At 64.4% G+C, this 25,820-nt stretch carries 26 protein-coding genes; 15 read left to right on the top strand and 11 right to left on the bottom strand.

The genetic code is table 11. The features are described 5' to 3' along the window. Nucleotides 1-67: 67 nt before the first annotated feature. From A3M7_RS0124180 to A3M7_RS0124165, 4 genes are all read left to right on the top strand, one after another. Nucleotides 68-1,798, top strand: coding sequence for a cation:proton antiporter (locus A3M7_RS0124180; RefSeq protein ID WP_027546214.1), 1,731 nt, complete (start codon nt 68-70; stop codon nt 1,796-1,798). Between the two features lie 189 nt (nt 1,799-1,987). Beyond that, on the top strand, nt 1,988-3,064 hold the full coding sequence (gene ribB, locus A3M7_RS0124175) for a 3,4-dihydroxy-2-butanone-4-phosphate synthase (protein WP_027546213.1): 1,077 nt from the start codon (nt 1,988-1,990) through the stop codon (nt 3,062-3,064). Nucleotides 3,065-3,197: 133 nt separating this feature from the next. Then, nucleotides 3,198-4,412, top strand: coding sequence for an acyl-CoA dehydrogenase (locus A3M7_RS0124170; protein ID WP_027546212.1), 1,215 nt, complete (start codon nt 3,198-3,200; stop codon nt 4,410-4,412). Between the two features lie 189 nt (nt 4,413-4,601). Beyond that, nucleotides 4,602-5,519, top strand: a complete 918-nt coding sequence (locus tag A3M7_RS0124165; protein ID WP_027546211.1) for an MBL fold metallo-hydrolase — start codon at nt 4,602-4,604, stop codon at nt 5,517-5,519. A 115-nt stretch (nt 5,520-5,634) separates the two neighbouring features. On the opposite strand, the gene A3M7_RS0124160 is transcribed toward A3M7_RS0124165, so the two are convergent. Next, a complete protein-coding gene (locus tag A3M7_RS0124160) occupies nt 5,635-6,489 on the bottom strand; it encodes a DUF1499 domain-containing protein (RefSeq protein ID WP_027546210.1) in 855 nt (284 codons plus the stop codon). Between the two features lie 219 nt (nt 6,490-6,708). Further along, nucleotides 6,709-8,337 (bottom strand): fatty-acid--CoA ligase, encoded by a 1,629-nt coding sequence (locus tag A3M7_RS0124155; protein ID WP_027546209.1) that lies wholly within the window; start codon nt 8,335-8,337, stop codon nt 6,709-6,711. A gap of 65 nt (nt 8,338-8,402) precedes the next feature. On the opposite strand from A3M7_RS0124155, the gene A3M7_RS0124150 reads away from it, so the two are divergent. Beyond that, complete coding sequence (locus A3M7_RS0124150; RefSeq protein ID WP_027546208.1) at nt 8,403-9,473, top strand: extensin family protein; 1,071 nt, start codon at nt 8,403-8,405, stop codon at nt 9,471-9,473. A gap of 36 nt (nt 9,474-9,509) precedes the next feature. Here A3M7_RS0124150 and A3M7_RS0124145 read toward each other — a convergent pair whose 3' ends face one another. After that, nucleotides 9,510-10,190, bottom strand: a complete 681-nt coding sequence (locus tag A3M7_RS0124145; protein WP_027546207.1) for a L,D-transpeptidase — start codon at nt 10,188-10,190, stop codon at nt 9,510-9,512. Nucleotides 10,191-10,527: 337 nt separating this feature from the next. Here A3M7_RS0124145 and A3M7_RS0124140 point away from each other — a divergent pair, with 337 nt between their 5' ends. Further along, entirely contained in the window at nt 10,528-11,505 is a 978-nt protein-coding gene (locus A3M7_RS0124140; protein ID WP_027546206.1) for a magnesium transporter CorA family protein, read from the top strand. Between the two features lie 185 nt (nt 11,506-11,690). Then, nucleotides 11,691-11,909, top strand: coding sequence for a hypothetical protein (locus A3M7_RS47080; protein WP_074077209.1), 219 nt, complete (start codon nt 11,691-11,693; stop codon nt 11,907-11,909). Nucleotides 11,910-12,159: 250 nt separating this feature from the next. Here the strand turns inward: A3M7_RS47080 and A3M7_RS0124135 are convergent, their stop codons facing one another. Both A3M7_RS0124135 and pdxH read right to left on the bottom strand, forming a co-directional pair. Then, complete coding sequence (locus tag A3M7_RS0124135) at nt 12,160-12,912, bottom strand: SDR family NAD(P)-dependent oxidoreductase (RefSeq protein WP_027546205.1); 753 nt, start codon at nt 12,910-12,912, stop codon at nt 12,160-12,162. Nucleotides 12,913-12,988: 76 nt separating this feature from the next. After that, nucleotides 12,989-13,630 carry a pyridoxamine 5'-phosphate oxidase gene (gene pdxH, locus A3M7_RS0124130; RefSeq protein ID WP_027546204.1) on the bottom strand — a complete coding sequence of 214 codons (642 nt, stop codon included), beginning with the start codon at nt 13,628-13,630 and terminating at the stop codon, nt 12,989-12,991. A 113-nt stretch (nt 13,631-13,743) separates the two neighbouring features. Between pdxH and A3M7_RS0124125 the strand changes: the two genes are divergently transcribed. Beyond that, on the top strand, nt 13,744-14,151 hold the full coding sequence (locus A3M7_RS0124125; protein ID WP_027546203.1) for an RT0821/Lpp0805 family surface protein: 408 nt from the start codon (nt 13,744-13,746) through the stop codon (nt 14,149-14,151). Between the two features lie 110 nt (nt 14,152-14,261). Then, nucleotides 14,262-15,224, top strand: a complete 963-nt coding sequence (locus tag A3M7_RS0124120) for a DnaJ C-terminal domain-containing protein (RefSeq protein ID WP_027546202.1) — start codon at nt 14,262-14,264, stop codon at nt 15,222-15,224. 325 nt (nt 15,225-15,549) lie between these two features. Here the strand turns inward: A3M7_RS0124120 and A3M7_RS0124115 are convergent, their stop codons facing one another. After that, the gene (locus A3M7_RS0124115) at nt 15,550-16,320 is read right to left on the bottom strand and encodes an anti-sigma factor (RefSeq protein ID WP_027546201.1); all 771 of its coding nucleotides are present in this window, start codon (nt 16,318-16,320) and stop codon (nt 15,550-15,552) included. Nucleotides 16,321-16,426: 106 nt separating this feature from the next. Beyond that, nucleotides 16,427-16,915: a sigma-70 family RNA polymerase sigma factor gene (locus A3M7_RS0124110; RefSeq protein ID WP_011085414.1), complete on the bottom strand. Its 489-nt coding sequence runs from the start codon at nt 16,913-16,915 to the stop codon at nt 16,427-16,429. A 172-nt stretch (nt 16,916-17,087) separates the two neighbouring features. Here A3M7_RS0124110 and fabI point away from each other — a divergent pair, with 172 nt between their 5' ends. The 6 genes from fabI (at nt 17,088) to A3M7_RS0124080 (ending at nt 22,578) form a co-directional block, all read left to right on the top strand. Beyond that, nucleotides 17,088-17,903, top strand: coding sequence for an enoyl-ACP reductase FabI (fabI, locus tag A3M7_RS0124105; protein ID WP_027546200.1), 816 nt, complete (start codon nt 17,088-17,090; stop codon nt 17,901-17,903). Between the two features lie 12 nt (nt 17,904-17,915). After that, on the top strand, nt 17,916-18,515 hold the full coding sequence (locus tag A3M7_RS0124100) for a histidine phosphatase family protein (protein ID WP_027546199.1): 600 nt from the start codon (nt 17,916-17,918) through the stop codon (nt 18,513-18,515). A gap of 233 nt (nt 18,516-18,748) precedes the next feature. Continuing rightward, nucleotides 18,749-19,333: a hypothetical protein gene (locus A3M7_RS44870; RefSeq protein WP_049823654.1), complete on the top strand. Its 585-nt coding sequence runs from the start codon at nt 18,749-18,751 to the stop codon at nt 19,331-19,333. Between the two features lie 503 nt (nt 19,334-19,836). Next, nucleotides 19,837-20,124 carry an HU family DNA-binding protein gene (locus A3M7_RS0124090; RefSeq protein ID WP_027546198.1) on the top strand — a complete coding sequence of 96 codons (288 nt, stop codon included), beginning with the start codon at nt 19,837-19,839 and terminating at the stop codon, nt 20,122-20,124. Nucleotides 20,125-20,161: 37 nt separating this feature from the next. Beyond that, the gene (gene aroC, locus A3M7_RS0124085) at nt 20,162-21,250 is read left to right on the top strand and encodes a chorismate synthase (RefSeq protein WP_027546197.1); all 1,089 of its coding nucleotides are present in this window, start codon (nt 20,162-20,164) and stop codon (nt 21,248-21,250) included. Between the two features lie 137 nt (nt 21,251-21,387). Beyond that, nucleotides 21,388-22,578, top strand: coding sequence for an adenylate/guanylate cyclase domain-containing protein (locus tag A3M7_RS0124080; protein ID WP_027546196.1), 1,191 nt, complete (start codon nt 21,388-21,390; stop codon nt 22,576-22,578). Nucleotides 22,579-22,652: 74 nt separating this feature from the next. On the opposite strand, the gene A3M7_RS0124075 is transcribed toward A3M7_RS0124080, so the two are convergent. From A3M7_RS0124075 to A3M7_RS0124060, 4 genes are all read right to left on the bottom strand, one after another. Then, a complete protein-coding gene (locus A3M7_RS0124075) occupies nt 22,653-23,957 on the bottom strand; it encodes an FAD-dependent oxidoreductase (protein WP_027546195.1) in 1,305 nt (434 codons plus the stop codon). 35 nt (nt 23,958-23,992) lie between these two features. Continuing rightward, nucleotides 23,993-25,003 carry an ABC transporter substrate-binding protein gene (locus tag A3M7_RS0124070; RefSeq protein ID WP_027546194.1) on the bottom strand — a complete coding sequence of 337 codons (1,011 nt, stop codon included), beginning with the start codon at nt 25,001-25,003 and terminating at the stop codon, nt 23,993-23,995. Between the two features lie 124 nt (nt 25,004-25,127). After that, nucleotides 25,128-25,433 (bottom strand): ATP-dependent Clp protease adapter ClpS, encoded by a 306-nt coding sequence (clpS, locus tag A3M7_RS0124065; protein WP_027546193.1) that lies wholly within the window; start codon nt 25,431-25,433, stop codon nt 25,128-25,130. A gap of 44 nt (nt 25,434-25,477) precedes the next feature. Next, nucleotides 25,478-25,819, bottom strand: coding sequence for a DUF190 domain-containing protein (locus tag A3M7_RS0124060; RefSeq protein WP_027546192.1), 342 nt, complete (start codon nt 25,817-25,819; stop codon nt 25,478-25,480). Nucleotide 25,820: the final 1 nt, after the last annotated feature.

Genomic DNA, 25,820 nt, shown 5'->3' with positions numbered 1-25,820 from the left:
GTGACGAATTGCTCGCTTGCCGCGGCGCAACCCGTCTCTAGGGTGCGGCGAAACGGACCAATTTGGCATGCACGAGCTCATTCGCGACATCACTCTCTGTATCCTGTTTGCCTGGATGCTGGGCCTGCTCGCCCATTTCTCCCGGCAGCCGCTGATCCTGGCCTACCTTATCGCCGGCTTTTGCATAGGTCCATTCGGTGCCGGGTGGGTCAAGTCGCAGGAATCGATCAGCGTCATCTCCGAGCTCGGCCTGATCTTCATGCTGTTCATGATCGGCCTTGAGATCGACCTGAAGAAGATCGTGCGGGCGGGAAGGGTGATCCTGTTCGCGGCGGGCGGCCAGCTGCTCGGCGGCTGCCTGCTCGGGGCCCTGTTCTTCGCCGGCATCGGCCTGTCGTTCGGCGGCGGCCATTTCGATGCCGTCTATCTCTGTATCGCCTGCGCGCTGTCGAGCACCGTCATCATCGTCAAGGTGCTCTACGAGAAGCGTGAGCTCGACACGCTGCCCGGCCGCATCACGCTCGGCGTGCTGGTGCTCCAGGACATCTTCGCCATCCTGTTCCTGGCCGTGCAGCCGAGTCTTGCCAATCTGCAAGTGAGCGTCATCCTGCTCTCGATCGGCCGCGTCGCGGTGCTGGTCGCCGCGGCGCTGCTGGTCAGCCGCTATGTGCTGCCGCGCCTGTTCCACCAGATCGCCCGCCGGCCCGAACTGATCCTGCTCGGCGCGCTCGCCTGGTGCTTTCTCGTCGCCGAGACTGCGGAGCGGCTGTCGCTGTCGCGCGAGATGGGCGCCCTGATCGCCGGCGTCTCGCTCTCGACCTTTCCCTATGCGCTCGACGTCACCGCCAAGGTCACCACGCTGCGCGACTTCTTCATCACGCTGTTCTTCGTCGCGCTCGGCATGACTATTCCCGTGCCCGGCCTCTCCGTGATCGGGCTTGCCTTGATGATCGCGGCATTCACGGTGATGAGCCGGCTCGTCACGACATTCACGCCGCTCTACCTGATGAAGCAGGGGCTGCGTGCCAGCCTGTTGCCGGCCCTCAACCTCGCCCAGATATCGGAATTCTCGCTGGTGGTGATCCAGACCGGGGTCACCGACAACCACATCGCCGCCGAAACGGCGAACGCGGCCTCCTTCGCCTTCGTGGTGCTGGCCGTGCTCTCGACCTTCGTGATGACCCGCAGCGACGAGATCACCCGTTGGGCGATCGGCCCGTTGAAGCGGATCGGCCTGCGCGATCTCGATCACGGCAACGGCCATGCCGAGGAGGGCCACGAGGGCGGCCATGGCGAGGCCCGCCGCATCGTCATCCTCGGCTTTTTCCGCGCGGCGAGCGCGCTGCTGGCCGAGATCGAACGGCAGGCGCCGGTGCTGCTCGAGCAGATCACCGTGGTCGATTTCAACCCCAATGTGTACCAGACCCTGCTTTCGCGCGGTCTGCACGTGATCTATGGCGACATCAGCAGCGCGGACACGCTGCTCCATGCCGGCGTCGGCAAGTCCGAGATGATCATCCTCAGCGTGCCGGATGCGCTTCTCAAGGGCGCCAGCAACGAGAAGCTGGTCCGCCACGTCCGCACCCTCAACCCGACCGCTATGATCGTGGCTACGGCCGATCTTTTGTCGGACGTCGGCGAGCTCTACGAGGCCGGCGCCAGCTACGTCACCGTGACCCGGCTCAGCGACGCCCACGAGCTGTTTACCGTGATCGAGGCCGCCCAGGCCGGCCTGCTCGCGGACAAGCGCGCCGAGCTCGACCTGCGGCTCGGCGAGCGGCGAGAGGTTCTGCCCTGACGGCGTCCGGCCGTCTTCCTTCCGGGCTTTGTGCGCCTATATCCCTGGTATCTTCGGTGCAAGCCTGAAACCCGCCGCCCTGCCCGCCATCAGGCATATGCGGTTGCGTCCAGGACACTAGCGCTTGGGGCCAAGTCCGGCTAAGGCGTCCGGCTGAGCCCCCGGCCCATAACCGATAGAGATTGGGAAATGCCCGATACCGTCCAGGAAGTCTTGCAGGCCTTTGCCAGGGGCGAGCTCGTCGTCGTCACCGACGACGAGGACCGCGAGGGCGAGGGCGATCTGATCGTCGCGGCCTCGCTCTGCACCGCCGAGAAGATGGCGTTCATCATCCGACACACCTCCGGCATCGTCTGCGCGCCCGTGACCACGGAGGACGCGCGCCGCCTGCGGCTCGATCCCATGGTGGCCCACAACGATTCCGCGCACACCACCGCGTTCACGGTCTCGATCGACTACAAGCCCGACGGCGGCACCGGCATCTCCGCCGAGGAGCGCGCCTCGTGCTGCCGCGCGCTGTCCAATCCCAATGTCGGCGCCAACGATTTCGCCCGGCCCGGCCACATCTTTCCGCTGATCGCCAAGGACGGCGGCGTGCTGCTGCGCTCCGGCCATACCGAGGCCGCGGTCGATCTCTGCAAGCTCTCCGGCCTGCCGCCGGTCGGCGTCATCAGTGAGCTGATGAACGACGACGGCAGCGTGATGAAGGGCGAGCAGGTCGCCCGCTTCGCCGCCCAGCACAAGCTCAAGCACGTCACCATCGCGGACATGATCGCCTACCGCCAGGCGCGCGAGAAGCTGATCGAGCGGGTCTCGACCTTCGTCACCGACAGCCCGATCGGCCCCTTGCAGGGTTATGCCTACCGCTCGCCGTTCGATTCCATCGCCCACGTCGCCTTCGTCTATAACGGCGTCGGTGACGGCAAGAACGTGCTGACGCGCTTCCACAAGCCGAACATCGTCAAGGACACCTTTACAGGCCACAAGCGCATGGCGGTCGTGCTCGAGCATTTCAAGAAGACCGGCCGCGGCGTGCTGGTCTATTTGCGCGACGGTGCGGCCGGTGTGCCCGTCTCTCCGCTGGAGGACGAGACGTCGACGGAGGCCGACCGCAACCGCCAGTGGCGCGAGATCGGCGTCGGCGCGCAGATCCTGCGCGACCTCGGCGTCACCTCGATCCGGCATCTCACTTCCTCGGTGCACGACTACAAGGGCCTGTCCGGCTTTGGCATCGAGATCGTCGCCAACGAGCAGCTCGAAATCTGACGGCGTCGCTTTTAGGGCTCGCGCCGTTGCGCGGGCCCGGAATGACCGAAACCAGGATGCAATTGAACTTGTTGCCGCGGCGCTTTACTTTGTCGGGCAATTGTTGACGGAACCAGACGCGAAAGGACGTTTCATGAGCGTGCGCCCTCAGACCAAGGACAAGCCGGCTGCGGCTTCTTTCCAGTGGGACGATCCGTTCCTGCTCGACGAGCAGCTCACCGAAGACGAACGCATGGTGCGCGATACCGCGCGGGCCTACGCCCAGGACAAGCTGATGCCGCGCGTCGCCAAGGCCTATCTCGAAGAGACGACGGATCGCGAGATCTTCAACGAGATGGGCGAACTCGGCCTGATCGGCATCACGCTGCCGGAGGAGTACGGCTGCGCCAATGCGAGCTACGTCGCTTACGGCCTGGTCGCGCGGGAGATCGAACGGGTCGATTCCGGCTATCGCTCGATGAATTCGGTGCAGTCCTCGCTGGTGATGTACCCGATCTACGCCTATGGCGACGAGAACCAGCGCAAGAAGTACCTGCCGAAGCTCGCCAGCGGCGAGTGGGTCGGCTGCTTCGGCCTGACCGAGCCGGACGCCGGCTCCGACCCGGCCGGCATGAAGACCCGCGCCGAGAAGGTCTCGGACGGCTATCGCCTGACCGGCAGCAAGATGTGGATCTCGAACGCGCCGATCGCCGACGTGTTCGTGGTCTGGGCCAAGTCGGCCGCGCATGACAACCAGATTCGGGGCTTCGTGCTGGAGAAGGGCATGAAGGGCCTCTCCGCGCCGAAGATCGGCGGCAAGCTGAGCTTGCGCGCCTCCATCACCGGCGAAGTCGTGATGGACGGCGTCGTGGTTCCGGAAGACGCGCTGCTGCCCAACGTCTCCGGCCTCAAGGGCCCGTTCGGCTGCCTCAACCGCGCCCGCTACGGTATTTCCTGGGGTGCGCTCGGCGCGGCCGAGGACTGCATGCACCGTGCCCGTCAGTACACGCTCGACCGCAAGCAGTTCGGCAAGCCGCTTGCCGCGACGCAGCTCGTGCAGAAGAAGCTCGCCGACATGGAGACCGAGATCGCGCTGGGCCTCCAGGGCTCGTTGCGCGTCGGCCGCCTGATGGACGAGGGCAAGTTCGCCCCCGAGATGATCTCGCTCATGAAGCGCAACAATTGCGGCAAGGCGCTCGACATCGCCCGCGTCGCGCGCGACATGCACGGCGGCAACGGCATCTCGATCGAGTACCACGTGATGCGCCACGTCCATAACCTCGAGACGGTCAACACCTACGAGGGCACCCACGACGTCCACGCCCTGATCCTGGGCCGCGCCATCACGGGCATTCAGGCGTTTTTCTAGTCGCCACGTATTCCGTGGCCGTTGTTTTGCTCGGCTGTCATCGTCCGCCCTGTGCGCAATTGCGCACTAGAGCGGACGATCCAGTATCCCAGAGATCTCGCCTTGGCCACGGACGCTACGGCGTACTGGATACCCCGCTTTCGCGGGGAATGACGGCGAGGGGTGCGGCAGCAGTGCACAGGAAGTCCCATGTCCGACAGCGACGACGTCCCGTTCAACCGCAACTTTCCACTCAAGGCCGGCGTCGTCGAGGAAGTCCGCCCCGGCGTGCGGCGCGTGCTCTGTAACAATCCGAGCCCGTTCACCTTCACCGGTACGGTCAGCTACATCGTCGGCACAGGCAACGTCGCGATCATCGATCCCGGTCCGGACGATGCGGCGCATGCGGCGGCGCTGCTCGATGCCGTGCGCGGCGAGACGGTGAGCCATATCTTCGTTACCCACACCCACCGCGACCATTCGCCGAACACGGCGCGGATCAAGCAGGCGACCGGTGCGCCTGTTTATGCCGAGGGCCCGCACCGCGCCTCGCGCCCGCGCTTCGAGAGCGAGAAGCACAATCCGGAATCCGGCGTCGATCGCGATTTCGCGCCCGATACCAGGATCGCCCATGGCGACGTCGTCGAGGGCGCGGGCTGGCGCCTCGAGGCGGTGGCGACGCCGGGCCACACCGCCAACCATCTCGCCTTCGCCTGGCCCGAGCGAAAATTCAACTTCGTCGGCGACCACGTGATGGGCTGGTCGACCTCGATCGTTGCGCCGCCCGACGGCTCGATGATCGACTACATGGAATCGCTCGACCGCTTGGCCGCCCGCGAGGAGGATCTCTATTTCTCGGGCCACGGCCCCGAGATACCGGACGGCCCGCGCTTCGTGCGTTTCCTGATCCGCCACCGCAAGGCGCGCGAAGCCTCGATCCTGCATCGCCTCGCCAAGGGCGAGGCCGACATCCCGACCATGGTGCGCGCGATCTATATCGGCATCGATCCACGGCTGACGACGGCTGCCGGCTATTCCGTGCTGGCGCATCTGGAAGATCTGGTCGCCCGCGGCGTGGTGGCGACGGATGGCGATCCCGTGATCGGTGGGACGTATCGGATGGCTTAGCTCGTCATTCCGGGGGCGCGTCAGCGCGACCCCGGAATCCATCGGGCAGCAGCATTGGTGGATGGATGGATTCCGGGCTCGGTCCTGCGGACCGCCCCGGAATGACGCTAGCGCGTCACTTCTTCACCGTCTTCGCCGGTGCCTTCGGCGGCGTCACCGGGGTCTTCTTCACCGGCTTCAGCGCGTCCGCATCGGCGGCGGTGTTGAGATCGTCGATGAATTTCCTGACGCGCGCGGCGTTGCTGCCGAGGTCGCTATCGAAATAGCGCGAGGCGGAACGGATATCGACGCGGGAATCGTCGCCGTCGGGCACGACCCTGATGGAAATGTCCTCGCGCAAACCCATGATCGGCGTGCGCGCCACCGCCTCGATGCGGCCGATGCGGCGCGGCGGCTGCGGCGCGCGCTCGTCGATGACGAGCCATTTGCGCTTGTTGACGAGCTGGAGCGCGATCGCATAGGCGCGGTCGACCGGGATCTCGAGTTCGATCGGCTCGATATCAGGATAGAAATGGCGCTGCTGCTCGGCCGAATAGAGGCCGGCATAGACCGCGGTATTGGCGCCTTCACCGGCGCGCAGGCGCGCCAGCGCGTCGAAGCGGGGCGGGTCGATCGGGTCGGTGGTGACGTCGTGGATCGCCGGCAGCTTGCGGTATTGCAGGCCGAGATAGGCGGGGTAGGCGAGGATCATGCCGTCGATCAGGAAGGCGAGCAGGATGCGCGCCATGCCGCGCGAGCCGTTCTGCCAGATCGCGGCGAAGCCGGCGAGGCCGAACAGGATCGAAAGTGCGGCGATGGCGAGGCCGCCGAAGAAGGTGACGAGCGCGGGCTTCGGCTCCAGAAAGCCGAACCGGACGACGAGGATCGACACCGCCACCGCCACCACCGCGAACACGGCCAGATTGCGCGCCCAGCTGGCGAGGCTGGACACGGGCTCCGACTGGTAGGGAGCGGAAATCCTGCGGGCCATCGGGTGAGCTCTGCCGGGGTTTTCGAGGCGGTGCCGCGCCGATCTGGCGCGACGATAGGAGGCGTTGAGACCACGCCCCGGCGGCAAATTCAAGGGATACCGGGTTGCTAATGCCCGTCATTCCGGGGCGCCCGAAGGGCGAACCCGGAATCTCGGGATTCTCAGGTTCGCAATTGCGAACCATGGTTCGATGCCGTTGGCATCGCCCCGGAATGAGTCCTACGCCGCCGCGTTCGGGAAGCGGTAATCCTTGAACTGGTCGCGCAGCGCGGTCTTCAGGATCTTGCCGGTGGCGGTGTGCGGGATGCCGTCGACGAAGGCGACGTCGTCCGGCATCCACCATTTGGCGATCTTGCCGTCCATGTACTTCAGGATGTCCTCGCGGCTGGCCTGCTGGCCCTGCTTGAGCTGAACGATCAGCAGCGGCCGCTCGTCCCATTTGGGGTGGAACACGCCGATCACGGCGGCCTCCGCCACGGCCGGATGGCCGACCGCGAGGTTTTCGAGGTCGATCGAGGAGATCCACTCGCCGCCGGACTTGATCACGTCCTTGGAGCGGTCGGTGATCCGCATGTAGCCGTCCTCGTCGATGGTCGAGACGTCGCCGGTGTCGAAGAAGCCGTCCTCATCGAGGATGTTGGTATCGACCCGGTAATAGGCCTTGGCGACGGCGGGGCCGGAGACCTTGAGGCGGCCGAAAGTCTTGCCGTCCCAGGGCAGCTCCTTGCCGGCATCGTCGGTGATCTTCATCTCGACGGCGAAGGGTGCATAGCCCTGCATCTGGAGCACGTCGAGCCGCGCGTCGCCGGTCGCGTTCTGGAACGGCGGCTTCAGCGCCGCGACGGTGCCGATCGGGCTCATCTCGGTCATGCCCCAGGCGTGGCGGACGTTCGAGCCCATGTCGAGGAAGGCCTTGATCATCGAGCGCGGCATCGCCGAGCCGCCGCAGATCACCATCTTCAGCTCAGGCAGCTTCAGATTGTTGGCGGCCATGTGCTGGAGCAGCATCAGCCACACCGTGGGCACGCCCGCGGTGTGGGTCACCTTCTCGGTCGAGAGCAATTCATAGACCGAGGCGCCGTCGAGCTTGGCGCCGGGCATGACCAGCTTGGTGCCTTGCGAGGGCGCGGAGAAGGCGATACCCCAGCTGTTGGCGTGGAACAGCGGCACCACCGGCAGCATCGTCTCGGAGGCGCTGGTGCCGAGCGCATCGACGTTGTTGGCCATCAGCGCGTGCAGCACGTTGGAGCGATGCGAATACAGCACACCCTTCGGATCGCCCGTGGTGCCCGACGTGTAGCACATCGCCGCCGCCGTGTTCTCGTCAAAGTCCTTCCATTTGAATTTGCCGTCGGCCTCCGCGATCCAGTCCTCGTAGGCGACGACATTCTTCAGGGTGGTCTGAGGCAGGTGCGCCTTGTCGGTGAGCACGACGTAGCGTTCGACGCTTGGCAGCTTGTCGGCGATCTTCTCCAGGACCGGAACGAAGGTGATGTCGGTCATCACGATGCGGTCCTGCGCATGGTTGATGATCCAGGCGATCTGCTCGGGGAAAAGGCGGGGATTGACGGTATGGCAGATGGCGCCGATTCCCATGATGCCGTACCACACCTCGAGATGGCGCCAGGTGTTCCAGGCGATCGTTGCGACGCGGTCGCCGAGCTTGATGCCGTCGCGCTCCAGCATCTGCGAGACCTTGAGCGCCCGCTTGTGGATCTCGGCGTAGGTGGTGCGATGGATCGGTCCCTCGACCGATCGCGTAACGACCTCCTGCTTGCCATGAATCCTGGCGGCGTGTTCGATGATCCGGTGGCAGAGCAGGGGCCAGTCTTGCATCAAACCAAGCATTCCGACGTTCCTCCGAGAAGTCGCTGGACGCGTTATCGCTCTCAGCGTTGGGCCAAAGAATTGTCATGAGTTTTAGCCTGCCGGACTTTCGCCGCAAATGGTCTTGTCGCGGCTATATGTCCGCCGGCGCGGCAATGGTTACCGCCGCGCTCGGGCTAACGCTTGCGCTGGCGGACCGGGCGGAGGCGCGAAAATATGCTGCGCCGCTCGATATCTTTGGCTTTGGTCCGTCACGGCCGCGCGCGACGGTTCATGCCGCCAAGATACCGCTACCAAAACCACGCCCTGCGGAAGCCCCCAAAGCACCGGACGAGGCGGCACCGGAGGCCGACGGCAAGCCTTCCCCGGACAAGCCGGCCGAGGCCGCGCCGCCGCCCGAGAAGCAGGTCTCGGCCTGCCGGCTCGCGCTGACCGAGGAGATCGCGATTGCCCCCTCCATTCCGGATATCCGCGGCCCCGGCGCCTGCGGCGGCGAGGATCTGGTGCGGCTAGAGGCCATCGTGCTGCCGGACAAGCGCAAGGTGGCAGTCAAGCCGGCGGCGATCCTTCGCTGCACCATGGCGTCTGCGATCGCCGACTGGGTGCGCAAGGACATGGTGCCGCTGGCCACCAGCCTCGGCTCGACCATCGCCGATCTCGACAATTTCGATAGCTTCGAGTGCCGCGGCCGCAACCGCATCGCCGGCGCGATGCTGTCCGAGCACGGCAAGGCCAACGCCCTCGACGTCCGCGCCATCAAGCTCGCCAACGGGCAGTCGATTGGCCTCACCGATCGCACCATGGCGCGTGACGTGCGCGAGCGTGTGCTGCATTCGGTGTGCGCGCGCTTTTCCACCGTGCTCGGCCCGGGCTCGGACTGGTACCACGAGGACCATATCCATCTCGACCTGGCGCAGCGGCGCAACGACTACCGGATCTGCCAGTGGAACGTCTGGGATCCCCTGCCGCAGATCGCTCCGCTGCTGCCGGCGGAACGGCCTGAGGAGGCGCCGCCGCGCGAGGTTGCGTCCAAGCCTGAGGCAAAGGATGGAGCTGATGACGAGGCGGCGGAGAAATCCCCCGCGCCTGCGGACAAGTCGGCGGCCGGCGGCGACAAGGTCCCGCCGCACAAGCCCGCAACAAAAAAGCGCCGGTAAAACCGGCGCTTTTGAAAAGCCTCGGGAAAGGCCGATTTAGTAGGAAGAATTGGAGCCGCCACCCTGGAGCGCAAGGCGCGAATTGTAGGGCGAGTCGCCGTGCTTCGGCTCGAGCACCACGACGATGGTGCCGACCTTGACCCGGTTGTAGAGGTCGATCGCGTCCTCGTTGGTCAGGCGGATGCAGCCCGACGAGATCGAGGCGCCGATATATTCCGGCTGGTTGGTGCCGTGGATGCGGAACAGCGTGTCCTTGCCACCCGAGTAGAGGTACATCGCGCGGGAGCCCATCGGATTGTCCGGACCGGGCGCAACATAAGTCGGCACGCCCAGACGCGAAATCTCGCCCGGGGTCGGGTGCCAGGCCGGCCACTCGGTCATGCTGCCGACCTTGGCGATGCCGGACCAGGCCATGGCTTCTTCACCGACGGTGATGCCGTAGCGGATCGCCTTGCCGCCATCCATCACCCAGTAGAGGTAGTGGTTGTCGGAATCGACCACGATCGAGCCCGGCGATTCCTTGCGGTGGTAGTCGACGATGGCGCGGCGGAACGGCTCTGCGACCGGGGTGTTTTCGTACCGGACCTTGGCGAGCAGTTCCTTGTCCTTCGGCTTGAAGGCCTTGGTGTCGGTCGCCTCGAAATGCGTGGCCTGCATGCAGCCCGACAGCATCAGGCCGGCGGCCAAAATCCCCAACTTAACTCTCAGCGACGACATGATTTGGTTCCAATCAAAACAATACCGCGCGGGAAAGCCTGAGCTTAGCGCCCAAGTTCCTCGACTCCGTTAATCCCATTATCGTTGAAATCTGCCACAATTCCAGCACTCAAGGCCTTTTCCCGCGCTGCGAGACCTCAGCTGTGGCTTTTTTGCCGCAAGTTTTTCGACTTTGCGCGGGTTTTGCGGCAAAGCGTGCCGAACTGTCGATTCCGTGCCACGGTTAGGCCACGGCGTCGCCACAAATGCAAACGCTCCGTTAATGTGCTTGTCATGATGAACTTGTCAGAATCGCGCTAAAGGCTGTCATTCTGTCGCAGGTTCTCTGGAGTTGTTCATGTTTTCGGTGTTTGTTCCCTCCGAGTCCTCCCTCAAGAAGGCTGTCATCGAGGATCTCACGGCGTTGCCGGAGAGCGCGGTCTGGATCGACCTCTTCAGTCCGAGTGCGGCCGAGGACAAGGCGGTGGAGCGGCTGGCGGGCATCGCCATTCCGACCCGGGAGGACATGCAGGAGATCGAGATCTCCAGCCGCCTCTATATCGAGAACGGCGCGCGCTACATGACCGCGACGCTGATGTGCCACTCCGATACCGACATGCCCCGGACCACGGCGGTGACCTTCATTCTCGGCGACCACCGCCTGGTGACGGTGCGCTACGACCTGCCGAAGCCGTTCGCCCTGGTCGAGGCCAAGCTTGGCCGCTCCTGCACGCCGGCGATCACCGGCGAGATGGTGCTGATGGAACTGCTGGACGCCGTGATCGACCGTTGCGCCGACATTCTGGAGCGCTGCGGCGCCGAGATCGACCAGGTGTCGCACGATATCTTCGAGCCCGAGAGCGAGCGCCACGGCCACGCCAAGCAATATTCCCAGATCCTGATCTCGATCGGCCGCAAGGGCGATCTCACCTCCAAGGTTCGCGAGAGCCTGGTCTCGATCGGCCGCGTCGTCGCCTTCCTCTCGGCGGTGGTGGAGGGCGTGAAATGGTCAAAGGACATGCGCGAGCAGCTCAAGACCATGCAGCGCGACGTCTCCTCGCTGACCGACCACGCCTCCTATCTCTCCAGCAAGATCACCTTCGTGCTCGACGCCATGCTCGGCGTCGTCAATCTCGAGCAGAACAACATCATCAAGCTGTTTTCGGTCATGGCTGTTGTCCTGATGCCGCCGACGTTGATCGCCTCGATCTACGGCATGAACTTCAAGGCGATGCCGGAACTCGAATGGGCGCACGGCTATCCGATGGCACTGGTGCTGATGCTGATCGCAGCCATCGTTCCGTACTGGATCTTCAAGTGGAAGAAGTGGCTCTGATACCTACCGAGACCTTACGCCGTTCGTCGAGACACGGTGGTTGGTGTCGCAGAATAGAGCGGGATTGCGGCGTCGCGGTGATGCGTGGCTGCCGCCCCAATTCCTCCGGTAAAATTTGAGCGGTGAGCTGAACGTTTGCGCGAAACTTGTCTGCGATAAGTAGTGCGTAGCCGCGAGGAACAGCCATGGTTGAAAAACACATAACGTCGCCCCGGAACGTCATCGATCTGGCGAACTATCGTCAGGCCCTGGCGAACGGCAAGGCGTCGTCGATGTCGGCACGCATGTGCCGGCACTGTGGTGCTCCGCTGCTCGATGGTGAGAACGACGACGACTGCTCGACCGCATTCAGCACGGCCACGCCACGGCCGCGCGAGAGGTCACGTCGGATTCGACTCGATTGAGGAACGGAAGGTAAGGGCGATCCAGGTCTTGCGGCGGCTTTGTCTGGATCGCCTTGCTTCCCTAGGCACTATTTCCAATTCCGTCATTGCGAGAAGCGAAGCGACAAATTGCGAAGCAGTTTTGCGCTGGTGCGACGAAGCAATCCAGACCGTCTCTGCGGAGGCAACCTGGATTGTTTCGCGGAGCCTGTCATCGGACCGCGCTTTGCGCGGACCCGGTGGCTCGCAATGACGACGGCTAAAGGATGGCCTAGACGTGCTGGCCGCCGTTGATGTGGATCTCGGCGCCGTTGACGTAGGACGAGGTGTCCGTGCACAGCACGTAGACGATCTTGGCGACCTCGTCGGGCGTGCCGAGCCGGTGCATCGGGATCTGCTGCTCCACGATCTTCTCGGTGCCGGGCGACAGGATCGAGGTGTCGATCTCGCCCGGCGCGATCGCGTTGACGCGGACGCCGACGCGGCCGAAGTCCGAGGCCATCTCGCGCGTCAGCGATGCCAGCGCGGCCTTGGAGGTGGCATAGGCCGCGCCTGCGAAGGGATGCACGCGCGAGCCCGCGATCGAGGTGACGTTCACGACCGAGCCCCTGGCCGCCTTCAACTCCTCGATCAGTCCGCGCGCCATCATGATCGGCGCGAAGAAGTTGACGTGGAAGACATGCGTCCAGGTATCGAGGTCGGTGTCGACCGACCCGAGCCGCGAGCCGCCTGGGCCCTTCGGCGAGATCGCGGCGTTGTTGACCAGCGCATGCAGCATGCCGCCCTCGAGGCGGTCGCGAATTTCGGAGATCGCGCGGGTCGTGTCCTTGGGGTCGGCGAGGTCGACCTGGATGTGGTCCTCAGGACCCGCATCCCAGGGGCAGTCCTCCGGGAAGGGATGCCGCGAGCAGGTGATGACGCGCCAGCCCGCCGAGGAGAAACGGATCACGGTGGCATGGCCGATACCGCGGCTCGCTCCGGTCAGGAGCAGCGTGCGTCGCGGTGCGTTTGACGAATGCGGCATGAAGGTCTTTCAGGTTGGAGCATGATCCGGAAAAGTGTGCAGCGGTTTTCCGAAAAGATCATGCTCAAACAAAATGCTAAGGGTACATCCGCGTCTTGGACCACTTCTGGCCGGCGGCGTCACGACGAAATTCGATGCGGTCGTGCAGACGGAATGGGCGATCGTGCCAGAACTCGATGCGGACCGGTGTGATGCGCCAGCCGCTCCAGCCCGGCGGCCGCGGCACCTCGCTGATGACGTACTTGGCCGCGACTTTTGCGATGGCCTGTTCGAAGGCGAAGCGGCTCTCCAGCGCCTCGGACTGCTTGCTCGCCCAGGCGCCGATCTGCGCCTGCTTGGGACGGGTGGCGAAATAGGCGTCGGCCTCGGCGTCGGTCACCGGCGTCACGTTGCCGCGGATGCGGACCTGACGGCGCAGCGACTTCCAGTGAAAAAGTAACGCTGCCTTAGGATTTGCGGCGAGTTCACGGCCCTTCTGGCTTGCGATGTGGCTGTAGAAGACAAAACCCTCGGTATCGAAGCCCTTCATCAACACCATGCGCACGTCCGGCAGGCCTTCCGGGTCGACGGTTGCGAGCGCCATGGCATTCGGATCGTTCGGCTCGCTCTTGATCGCCTCGTTCAGCCAGGCCTCGAACAGCGCAAAAGGCTCGTCGGCGGCGGTGAAATCACCGGATGTTAAGGGTGTCTGGTGTTTCATCGAGGTCGTGTCGGTCATGTCTGGAGTCCGAGTTGCGTTCCGCGGCCCAAAACGCGTTGTTGTCCGCTACCGCCCTATATAGGGCATGGGGACGCGTTGGCCTATCGGCGATCCGGCCGTCCGGCTTTGCCATGACGGTGATCCTGATCGGCTTCGGCACCGGCGGTTGCAGCTTTTCCCGCAATGACACCAGCGCCTATGCCAAGGCCGACGACAGCGACCTCACCGGCTCGATCATGCGGCCGGCGAAGGACGCGGCACCGACCGAGACCGATCTTGCCTTCGCCCGCAACGCTGCGTCCGACGTGCTGAGCAAGGGCGACAAGGATTCCAGCCAGCACTGGGAGAATCCGGAGACCGGGGCGCGCGGCTCGGTGACGCCGATCGCGCAATCCTATGCCGCCGAGGACGGCCGCAAATGCCGCGATTTCCTCGCGAGCTACGTCAACGGCAATACCGAAAGCTGGCTCCAGGGCGCCGGCTGCCAAAGCAGCCGTGGCCGTTGGGAGATTCATACGCTAAAGCCGTGGCGGAGCTAGGATTCGGCCGGCAATCCTAGTTGCAAAAATGCCACTCTCTCCCCACATGGTTCGCAGGTGGGGCGGGGAGCCCTTTGAACAATTCGATTTCTTTGAAGGAGACGTGACGGATGCGCGACCCCTATGAGGTCTTGGGGGTGCCGCGGAGCGCCAACGCTGCCGCGATCAAGAGCGCCTATCGCAAGCTTGCCAAGAAGCACCATCCCGATAGCAACAAGGACGACCCGAAGGCCGCCGAGCGTTTCGCCGAACTCAATTCGGCCAACGAGATCCTCGGCGACGAGGACAAGCGCAAGCAGTTCGACCGCGGCGAGATCGACGCCGACGGCAAGCCGCGCTTCCAGGGTTTTCCGGGCGGCGGCGGGCCGCGTGGCCGCGCGGGTCCCGGCGGGTTCGAGAGCTATACGTTCCGCTCCGGCGGCGGCCCAGGTCAGGGCGGCGGCGCCTTTGAGGACATCCTCAACAGCATGTTCGGCGGCGGGGTGCGCGGCGCGCGGCCCGGGGCCGGCAGCGCCGGGCAGTTCGAATTCGACACCGGCGGGGTCGGGCTCGATCTCGACGTGAACGTCGCCATGTCCGTCTCGCTGGAGGAGTCGGTCAAGGGCGGCGAGAAGCGCGTCCGGTTGCCGACGGGCAAGGAGCTCAACGTCAAGATCCCGGCCGGCGTCACCGAGGGTCAGCAGATCCGGCTGCGCGGGCAGGGCGAGAGCGCCCAGGGCCATCCGCCGGGCGATCTCCTGATCACCATCGGCATTGCGCCGCACCCGTATTTCAAGGTCGAGGGCGCGGATCTGCGGATCGACCTGCCGGTTACGCTCTACGAGGCGGTGCTCGGCGGCAAGGTCCGCGTGCCGACCCTTGGCAATGCGGTCGAACTCTCGGTCCCCAAAAACACCTCCAGCGGCCGCACCTTCCGGCTGAAGGGCAAGGGTCTGCCCAAAGCGGGCGGAACCGGGGATCTCTTCGTCACCGTCAGGATTATGCTACCGGACGGGAACGACGCCGAGCTTGAGGCATTGATGGAGAAGTGGCGGGACCAACACCCCTACAATCCACGTAGCGGGCTTGGTTAGGGCGCGATCGGAAGTGAAGGGGTTTTCCAAAGGTCTACAGCATCCTCCCTGGAGATGATGCTCATCATATGCCTGAGGCGCGATAGCGCTTCTCGGCTCACATGCTCGACGTGTCGGCTGTCCGGCGGGGCAGCCGATAAAAAGGTGCGGCCTCGAGAGGGGGACCAGCGCGGTACCAAAAACCCCAATCGAGGCCGCCCGCGTCGATCGGCGGATCGAACGCTACTCATTTTCGCGTGATCATCCGGTGCGATAATGAGACGCGCCGATGTCTTGATTCCAAATTTTCAATGACGGAATCGAGGCACTGCGCTTGTGCGGTTGTCTAGGTGCCGTTTTTCTCTGCCTGGTCGTACACGGCCTGCGCCACCTTGGTCAGCCGGTCGCGATCGCCGCCGCCGCTGACGACGTAGCCGACGCCGCGCTCGGCCCAGAACAGCGCGCCGTCCTTGTCCGTCCTGGCGTACCGCATCTGCGTTGCACCATTCTCGGTCTTGGCGGTGTAGATCGTGTACCGCTCGCCCGAGGCGCCCTCATACATCAGGAACGACGCCGGCCCGTTCGGCCCCGGGAGGAGCCGGCCGCCGACCAGCTTCAACCCGCTCGCCTCCAGGTTCGGTGCGAACACGGTCCAGCCACAGCGCCTGGTCAGCCAGGCCTGGAGATGGTCGCGCTCGTTGCCGCCGACCTCGACGGGGTGGCGGACCTCGACGACATAGAGGCGGTGGGCGTCGAGTGCGTCCGCCGTGAAGCTCTGGAAGGTCGAGGGGGCGCTGGCGGCGCCATGCGCGACCCAGCCGGCGGTGCCGCCGGCGACGAAGGCAACCAGCACAGCCGCGGCGGCGCCATAGAGCCATTGCCGGGGACGGCGCTCCAGCCGTTCGAGCTCCAGCCGTGCCGGCACCGGCTCCTGGGCGACGGAATCGTAGCGAGCGTGCAGCATCTCGGCCATGGCGCGCCAGGACTGCACCCGCTCGGCCTCGTCAGGATGGGCGGCAAGCCAGGCCTCGACGTCGGCGCGTCGCTCGGCCGGCAGCTCGCCATCGACATAGGCGTGCAACTCGTCTTCGGTGATCGGAATATTGCGGTCGTTCATATCGATCGTCTCTGGCTCTGCGGCCCAAAATATCCTTCGTGAGTCAACTTCGCTCGCCTCATCGGCAGGCTGCGGGCGGACACTACGCGATGCATCAATCCCGCCATCATTTCACTCGCCTGAGCGCCGGGCGCTCACCCTCCAGCGAGGCTTTAACGTGGGCGCGGGCGCGCGCCAGGCGCGACATCACGGTGCCGATCGGCACGCCCTGGATGTCGGCGACCTCGCGGTAGCTCATGCCCTCCAGCATCACCAGGAGCAGCACCGAGCGCTGCTCTTCGACCAGCGTTGCCAGCGCCTTCTCGATGTCGCGTCCCTCGGCTTCGGTCCCGCTGGCATCCGGGTTGTTCTCCGTCAGCTGCATGAATTGCGGTCGCCTTGCCAGCGAGCGCCGCCGGTTCTTGTTGAGGTTGGTCAGGATCGTATACAGCCAGCTCCTGACGTCGCCTCCGAGAAACAGGCGCTCCGAACGCAGTGCGCGCACCAACGTATCCTGCACCAGATCGTCGGCCGCATCCGCATCGCGCGTGAGCGCGCGGGCGTAGCGGCGCAACGCCGGGATCATGGCTTCAACACTCTGGCGAAACGCACTCATTGCCGTCTTGACGTCCTGGTGTTCGGCGCGAGCGCCTTACCCATCATAACACCCGAACGGAACGGCTATTCCGGCGCTCGAAACAGCGTTAACGCCGCGTATTAGGACTGTACCGCGAAGGAGGGCTGGTGTACCTCCAGACCTCAACGAGAGCTCGACGGGACGTTCAAAAATGGCGCAGAATTCAGGTCTGATGCAAGGCAAGCGCGGGGTGGTCCTCGGCGTTGCCAACAACCGCTCGATCGCCTGGGGCATCGCCAAGGCATGCCACGCAGCGGGCGCCGAGCTCGCCTTCACCTATCAGGGCGATGCGCTCAAGAAGCGCGTCGAGCCGCTCGCCGCCGAGATCGGTGGACTCGTGCTCGGCCATTGCGACGTCACGGACGCTGCGACCATCGACGCCGCCTTCGCGGTGCTGAAGGAGAAGTGGGGCAAGATCGACTTCCTGGTGCACGCGATTGCCTATGGCGAGCAGCTCGACGGCCGCTACGTCGACACCACGCAGGAGAACTTCTCCAAGTCGATGCTGATCTCCTGCTACTCGTTCACCGCCGTGGCACAGCGCGCCGAGAAGCTGATGACCGACGGCGGCTCGCTCATCACGCTCTCCTATTACGGCGCCGAGAAGTGGATGCCGCATTACAACGTGATGGGCGTGGCGAAAGCGGCGCTGGAGGCGAGCGTGCGCTATCTCGCCGCCGACCTCGGCGAGAAGAACATCCGCGTCAACGCGATCTCGGCCGGGCCGATCAAGACGCTCGCGGCCTCCGGAATCGGCGACTTCCGCTATATCCTGAAGTGGAACGAGCACAACGCGCCGCTGCGGCGTAACGTGTCGACTGAAGACGTCGGCGGCAGCGCGCTGTATTTCCTTTCCGACCTTTCGCGCGGCGTCACCGGCGAGGTGCACCACGTCGATTCCGGCTATCACGTGCTCGGCATGAAGCGGCCGGACGCGCCGGACATTTCGTTCGGCGGCAAGGACTAACGCTTACCGGCAATGCCCGTGCCCACGATCTACTATCTTCGCCACGGCGAGACCGAGTGGAATGCGCTCGGGCGGCTTCAGGGCACCAAGGACGTTCCGCTGAACGCGCGCGGCCGTAGCCAGGCGGTGCAGGCCGGCGGCATTCTCGCCGACCTGTTCAAGCGCGACGGCCGCGACAAGGCGGCGCTGCCCTATGTGTCGAGCCCGCTCGGCCGCGCGCGCATGACCATGGAACTTGCGCGCGGCAAGCTCGAATTGCCCGTGGCCGACTATTCGCTCGACGATCGCCTGCGCGAGATCGGCTACGGCGTCTGGGAGGGGCTGACGCTGGCCGAGAGCGAGGCCGCCGATCCCGAAATCTATGCCAGGCGCCTCGCCGACAAATGGACGGTGGGTCCCGCAGGCGGGGAGACCTACGCCGACGTGCAGGTCCGCGTCCGCGCCTGGTACGACCAGCTCCGGACCGACACCGTCGCAGTTGCCCATGGCGGGACCTGCCGGGCCCTGATGGTTTCGCTTGGCCTGGAGACGCCCGCCAGCGCCGCCGAGCTCTATATCGAGCAGGGCGCCGTCTACGTGTTCCGGGACGGGCGGGTGGACAAGTATAGTTAATTTTGCGCCGGCCTCGAGTCTCTCGATCGATGCCGCCAGCGTGTTCCTGATTTTATAACAATCTCAGTGGGTTGAATGAGTGGTCGGCGATCACTAGATCTGCCAAGAAAGCAGTCCAGCCGCTTCATAACCTTCTGGAGGATTTCGCGCCAAAGTTGCGGGAACTTCCTTTTCCTGTCGATTGGCTGTAGAGGAGCGGGTATAGACCTGAACGAACCATACTGCCGGCGACGATGGAAGAATTGATGCTTGGGAAGGGGGGCCGTACGCGTATTCTTGCCCTTGATGAGGCTTTTGGAGAAGCGCTAGCTCCCGACAGAGTTGACTTATTGGAAGGCGAACTTCGGCCCCAGAGTCTGCTCCGACTTTCGCGCAATACGGCCCGGCTGTTGAAGCAATTGATGACGGTGACCGAGAAAGGTCTTGGTGTTACGCGTTATGTCTACTCCGAATTGCCGATCCTTTGGGTCGTAGATAGTGTAGGCAAGCTTTGGTTTTCGATCGAGGAAGTCGTGAACGCGACGACGCGAGAATACATTTTTCCACGAGCGCGCAATTTCCGAACTGCGGACGGTATGCAAAAGCTTGGTCACCCGGCCCTCATAGAAGCTGGCCCCGGAAGGATTGGTGGAGAGATTCTATTCGATCTCGATCGTAAGCCAAGTGCTGTTTGGTGCATCACAAATGGTTCCGGCCGATACGGCACCCGACCCGGCCGTACTCCCGATCACCTGGCCAATGCGGCAAAGGAGTTTGCCAGATACGGCATCAAGCTGCAGGACGTGTTCATCCCGACGATGGCGAGGAATAGAACGTGAAAACTGCAACGTCGGTATCGCTAGAGAGACTGCATCGTTTGCGGCCCAGCGACATAGAAGCGATAAGAGGTCAGTCGGATCGTAAGGACGCGCTTGCCGGAGTCGTCGCGACCTTTGCGAGGTATTTGGCCGATCTCAAGGATCCGCACGAAGTCGAGCTCGATGACGTCATTCGAATCGCTCTGCAGCTCAAAGCAGCGACCGTTTGGGATAGAGTGAAACCTTCCGATTTTGGCGCCGTCTTCAAGGATCGTTTTGACCCCAAGATATTCGCTGCTTTGAATGATGCGCTCGATGACTCATCTGCGGATGCGCCTTCTGCTGTAGCCAGGACGAGTTCGTCGATTCTCCAGGTAGCAAAGCGTAAGCTGAGCGAGAGCGAACCGGCGCTGGAGCGCCGTCTAGCAGACGACAAGCGTCATGCTGTTGCAGAGAAGCGTGTGCCAGAACCCAGACGCAAAGCACCAAGTCCGGTTGTGTCCCAGCACGGCTCGCACACGCAAATGTCCAAGTCGGCTCTCATTGAGAAGATTGCGATCGCCACCGAGCTTTCCAAGCGCGACGTCAAGAGCATCATGGAGACGCTCACGGACGTTGGCCACAAAGAGCTGAAGAAGAACGGCCTGTTCCTGGTGCCTGGCTTTGCCAAGTTCGTGGTCGTCAAGGAGCCCGCGATCAAGGCGCGTAAGGGAACGAACCCGTTTACGGGTGAGGAAGTGATGTTCAAGGCCAAGCCGGCCCGGAAGATCGTCCGCGCCCATCCAGTCAAGGCCACGAGGGATTCGGCGTAGACCGATCGAGCCTTGTTCCCGAATTAGTGAGATACGAATGTCCTTCAACACCTTCGGCCACATGTTCCGGGTCACCACCTTCGGCGAGAGCCATGGGGTGGCGATCGGCTGCGTGGTCGATGGCTGCCCGCCGATGATTCCGCTCACCGAGGCCGACATCCAGGGCGATCTCGATCGCCGCCGGCCCGGCCAGTCGCGCTTCACCACCCAGCGCCAGGAGCTGGATCAGGTGAAGATCCTGTCCGGGGTGATGGCCCATCCGGAGACCGGCGTGCAGGTGACGACGGGCACGCCGATCGGGCTCCTGATCGAGAACACCGACCAGCGCTCCAAGGATTATTCCGAGATCAAGGACAAGTTTCGGCCCGGTCACGCCGACTTCACCTATGAGGCCAAATACGGCCTGCGCGACTATCGCGGCGGTGGACGCTCGTCGGCGCGCGAGACCGCGACGCGGGTTGCCGCCGGTGCGATCGCGCGAAAAGTACTGCCCGACGTGAAGGTGCGGGGCGCGCTGGTGCAGATCGGCCCGCACAAGATCGACCGTGAGAAGTGGGACTGGGACGAGGTCGCCAGGAACCCGTTCTTTTGTCCCGACAAGGACAAGGCGGCGTTCTTCGAGACCTATCTCGACGGCATCCGCAAGAGCGGCTCCTCGATCGGCGCGGTGCTCGAGATCGTCGCCGAAGGCGTGCCCGCGGGTCTCGGCGCGCCGATCTACGCCAAGCTCGATTCCGATCTGGCGGGTGCGATGATGACCATCAACGCGGTGAAGGGCGTCGAGATCGGTGCCGGCTTCGGCGCGGCCGAGCTGACGGGCGAAGAGAACGCCGACGAGATGCGCACCGGCAATGACGGCACGCGCTTCCTGTCCAACCACGCCGGCGGCGTGCTGGGCGGCATCTCCACGGGACAGCCGATCGTGGTGCGCTTCGCCGTGAAGCCGACCTCGTCGATCCTCCAGCCGCGTCTCACCGTGGATCGCAAGGGCGCTGAGACCGAGATCTTCACCAAGGGACGCCACGACCCGTGCGTCGGCATCCGTGCCGTCCCCGTCGGCGAGGCCATGATGGCCTGCGTGCTCGCCGATCATTTCATTCGGGATCGCGGGCAGGTCGGCCGCTAGGGCCGGGTGAGGCGTTAGCGCATGATCGGGAAAAGTGTGAAGCGGTTTTCCGAACAGATCATGCGCTAGCTACAATGTCGCGGTACTAGCCCACCGCGCAGCTTGACGTTCCCAAAACTTCGTCCGCAAATGCGGCCATGCAAAACTCCGAGATCCAGCGCATCACCAACTGGCTGATCGACGGTGCGAGGTCGTCCGGGACCCCTTCCGAGATGATCGCCGAGGTCTGCGAGCATTTGGTCGCGGCCGGCCTGCCGCTGTCGCGGTTCGGCATCTTCATTCGCACGCTGCATCCGGAAATCTTTGGCCGCAACTTCATCTGGCGGCAGGGCCAGAAGGTCGAGATCGGCACCGTCGATTTCGATATCCTGGACACGCCCGAATTCGCCCGGAGCCCGCTCCGGATCGTGTTCGAGGAGGGGCTGGAGGTCCGGGGACGGATGGACGATCCGGACAGCAGGCGGTTTCCGTTCCTCGACGACATGCGCGCCGAGGGCGTGACCGACTACCTCGCGATGCCGATGCACTATCTCGACGGCTCGATCCACGCGACGAGCTGGACCACGCGTCATCCCGGCGGCTTCAGCGACGACGACGTCGCGGCGATCCGCTCCATCGTGACGCCGCTCGCGCGCGTCAGCGAGATCATCAGCCTGCGCCGCACCGCCGAGATGCTGCTCGACACCTATGTCGGCAACCGCGCCGGCGCGCGGATCCTTGGCGGCCAGATCCGCCGCGGCCACAACGACACCATGCAGGCGGCAATCTGGCTCTCTGACTTGCGCGGCTTCACCGCATTGTCGGATCGCCTGCCGGCCGAGACCGTGGTCGAGATCCTCAACCATTATTTCGACTGCCAGGTCACCGCGATCCGGGGCCATGGCGGCGAGGTGCTGAAATTCATGGGCGATGGCCTGCTCGCGGTGTTTCCGATCGACGAATATGTCGGCGATGCCACGCATGTCTGCGCGCGCGTGCTGGAAGCCGCGCGCGAGTCTCGCGCCAGCGTGGAAGCGCTCGCGCATCCGGTCGGCGACGTCGTCGAGCGCTTCCGCTTCGGCGTCGCGCTGCATGTCGGCAACATCCTCTACGGCAATATCGGCGGCGGCAACCGGCTGGACTTCACCTGCATCGGCCCCGCCGTCAATCTCGCTGCGCGGCTGGAGAAGATCGCCGGCCGGCTTGGCCGCACCGTCGTGGTCTCGGAAGTCTTCGCGAACGCCTGCCGCCACGACTGGCGTGAGCTCGGCGAATTTCCGATCGCGGGGTTTTCGAAGGCGCAGCGTGTGTATGGGCTGGCCGAAGAGACGCCGGTGGTGATGGCCTAAGGGCGTCCAGATCGACGATCACGGCGGTCGGCTGAGCAGAGAGCTACGGCCACCGCTCCTGGCTGCTGCGCACCTCAGTCCGTCCGCTCCAGATTGTCGCGCACGCGCCACTTCAATGCATCGATGTCGATCTGATGCACGCTGCCGCTGCCGGCGAGGTCGAGCGCGTGCGCAGCGGCGGCGCCCATCGCCATGCAGGGGCCCATCACCCGAACGCTGGAGAGTGCGGCCTTGTCGGCATCGATGCAGCGGCCGGCGGCGACGATGTTGTCGGCTTCCTGCGGTGCCAGGCTGCCGAACGGCACATAGTGGACGTGGTCCTTGTCGAAGACGTGCCAGTGATGGCCGGAGCCGTGGTCGTGCAGTTCGATCGGCCACGCCGTGCGGCCGATCGCGTCTTCGAATTTGGTGCCGGCGCGGACGTCGTCGACCGACAATTGCTGGCGGCCGACGATCCAGCGCGTCTGGCGGATTCCGGGAAAGCCATAGGCACGGATGCGCGCCTTGCCGAAGCAGGCGGGGAATTCGTTCCTGAGGAAGGCGAAGGCGCGGTCGGCCTGGTCCTTGCCCTCGATGCCTTTGCGGCTCGCCTCCAGCGGCTCCAGTGGCGTCTCGACATGGGTCATGTTCATGGCGGCAACGCCGCGCCCGGGAATGACGAAGGACAGGCCCTCGCGCCGCAACAGGCCGTAGTCGCCGGCCTTCTCTCGCATGCGCGCCGGCAATTCCTCGCGGCTCGGCACCTTGCTCTCGTCGATATTCTCCACGATCAGCATTTGCGTGCCGTAGATCGGGCCGTCGTCCGGCTCGCGGCAGGCAAAGCCCGCCTGCCACACCAGCGCGGCGTCGCCGGAGGCGTCGACGAAGCCGTTCGCCTCGACCTCAACGTCACCGTAGCGGGTGGAGAGATCGATCCCGGTCACGCGCCGGCCGGCGACACGGACATTGCGCATGACGGCGCCGACGATCACGGTGACGCCGGCCGCAAGCATCGCCTTCTCGACCCAGCGGCCGAGCGCGACCTCGTCGTAATAGACGACGGTGGTGTGCGGCCCGCGGCGGTAGAACAGCGCGTTCTCCTGCGCACCGAGGTCGCCCAGGAGATCGTCGGCGATACCGTGGGTGAACTGGTAGCCGTCGCTGCCGTTCGAGAACAGGCCGCAGAAGGTGCCGATGATGGAGTTGACCGCCTGGCCGCCGAGCGCGGGCAGGCTGTCGACCAGCACCACCTTACGTCCGGCACGCGCGCCCTCGATCGCCGCCGACATGCCGGCCGCACCCGAGCCGACCACGCAGATGTCGGCGACGACGCGCGACGGCTTTTGGTTCGCGGCACGCCGGACGATTTTGGTGCCCGCGGTGACTTCGCTCGCGCTCATGGGTAGCTCCGTGTTCTTGTTGTCGTTGTCGTCAGTCATTTCGGCGCCGTCGGCCGGTCCGGGACGAAGGATTTGTCGATGATCTTCTCGGCATCGATATCGGGTTCGACCATCTTCTGGCGCTTGAACCAGGCGATCTGGCGGGCGATGTCGGCGCTGTCGAGCGCGGGATCGACGACCGACAGCCCGATGCGGAGCTGCTCGACCTTCTGCTCGGTGTATTTGGAGATGATCGCAAGCATCGCGTCACCTTCCTCGCTGCGGACGAATTTGCCGTCCGCATCGCGTTTCAACAGCACGCGCGCATAGTCGTCGGCGCCGCGGCGATAGACAGCCAGCACCTTCTCGACCAGCTTGCGGTTCTTCTCGATCGTCGCGGTCGAAGCCACGACGCAGCCGAGCATCCAGGGCGTCTCGTCGCCGACGAAGCCGAGCACGATCGCATCGCCAGAGGCGACCACCGGGCTGATCGTGGTCGTGGCGGTGAGCGCCGCGTCGAGCTGGCCGCCCTTGATGGCCGCCGCGACATTCGGCAGCGATTGCAGCGGAACGACCCGGACGGAGGTCACGTCGAATTTCAGCTTGTCGGCGATCAGGCCGAGCGAATAATGGAAAGTCGAGCCGACCTGCGTGATGCCGACGGAATGGCCGGGCAGGTCCTTCAGCGTCTTCAGGCCCGAATCATGTGCGCGCTTGGAGACGACATAGGCCGTGTTCTGGAAGCCGGGTGCCTCGCGCGCCGTGCCGGCAACGACCTTCAGTCCGCCCTTGCCCGCGAGGTTGTAGAAAGCGGCCGTGAAGCCGGTAAAACCGATGTCGATATCGCCGGAGACGCTGGCTACCGCGATCGGCACGGCGGCATCGAAGAATTTCAGGTCGGCCTCGATCCCTTCCTGCTCGAAATAGCCGCGCTCCTTGGCGAGGAACAACGGGGCTGCCGAGGAGAGCTTCAACAGCCCGATGCGGACCCGTTCGGCCGCTTGCGCCGTGCCGGTGGTGAAGAAGGCGATCGCCGCCAGCGTCAGGACCGGTTGGCCTCTTGTCACGAAGCTTCTTATTGATATGCCCACTTCCGTCGTTTCCCGCTTTGCTTATTGTCCGGCCTGCGCCGATTTTGCGGCATTGTCGGCGATCTCCGGCGGGAATGCAAAGTCGGAAGGCGCGGATGGCTTATTCCTCCGGCTCCGTCGTGAACAGCAGCGGATAGCCCTTGGCGCGGCCGGCGTCGGTGGCGCGCGTTGCCTTGGTCTCCGCGACGTCCTTGGTGAACACGGCAACCACGCAGGCGCCCAGCTTGTGCGCCGTGATCATCACCTTGTAGGCCTGATCTTCCGTCATGCGGAACTCGGCCTTGAGGATCATCGTGACGAATTCGCGCGGCGTGTAGTCGTCGTTGATCAGGATGACCTTGTGCAGCTTCGGTCGCTCGACCTTGGTCGTGGTCCTGGTTTTCGGCTTGGTGACGGCGTCGTTCATTCCGCCTCCTGGACACGGCGGGCTAGGGTTCCTTGCCGGAGCGATCAGCTCGCGGCCCTCTCACCATATTGCAGGACCTGCACCTTCTCCAAGGTGATCAGCCCGCTCGACATCATGCCATCCAGGATGGGCAGGAATGCGTTGATGTTGTCCTCGCTGTCGACAATCTCGATCAGCAGCGGCAGGTCTTCCGAGAGCCGCAGGATTTTCGAGGTGTGCAGCCGGCTCGACTTGCCGAACCCCATCGGACCGCGCAGCACGGTGGCGCCGGCGAGGTGCAGCTCGCGCGCCTTCATCACGATCGCTTCATAGAGCGGCTTGCCGTCGCAATGGTCGCTCTCGCCGATGAAGATGCGGAGCGAAACGGCCTGATTGGGAATTTGCATG

The sequence above is a fragment of the Bradyrhizobium sp. WSM2254 genome, from assembly GCF_000472645.1.
Taxonomy (GTDB): Bacteria; Pseudomonadota; Alphaproteobacteria; order Rhizobiales; family Xanthobacteraceae; genus Bradyrhizobium; species Bradyrhizobium niftali.
This window is presented reverse-complemented; position numbering and strand designations above follow the sequence as displayed.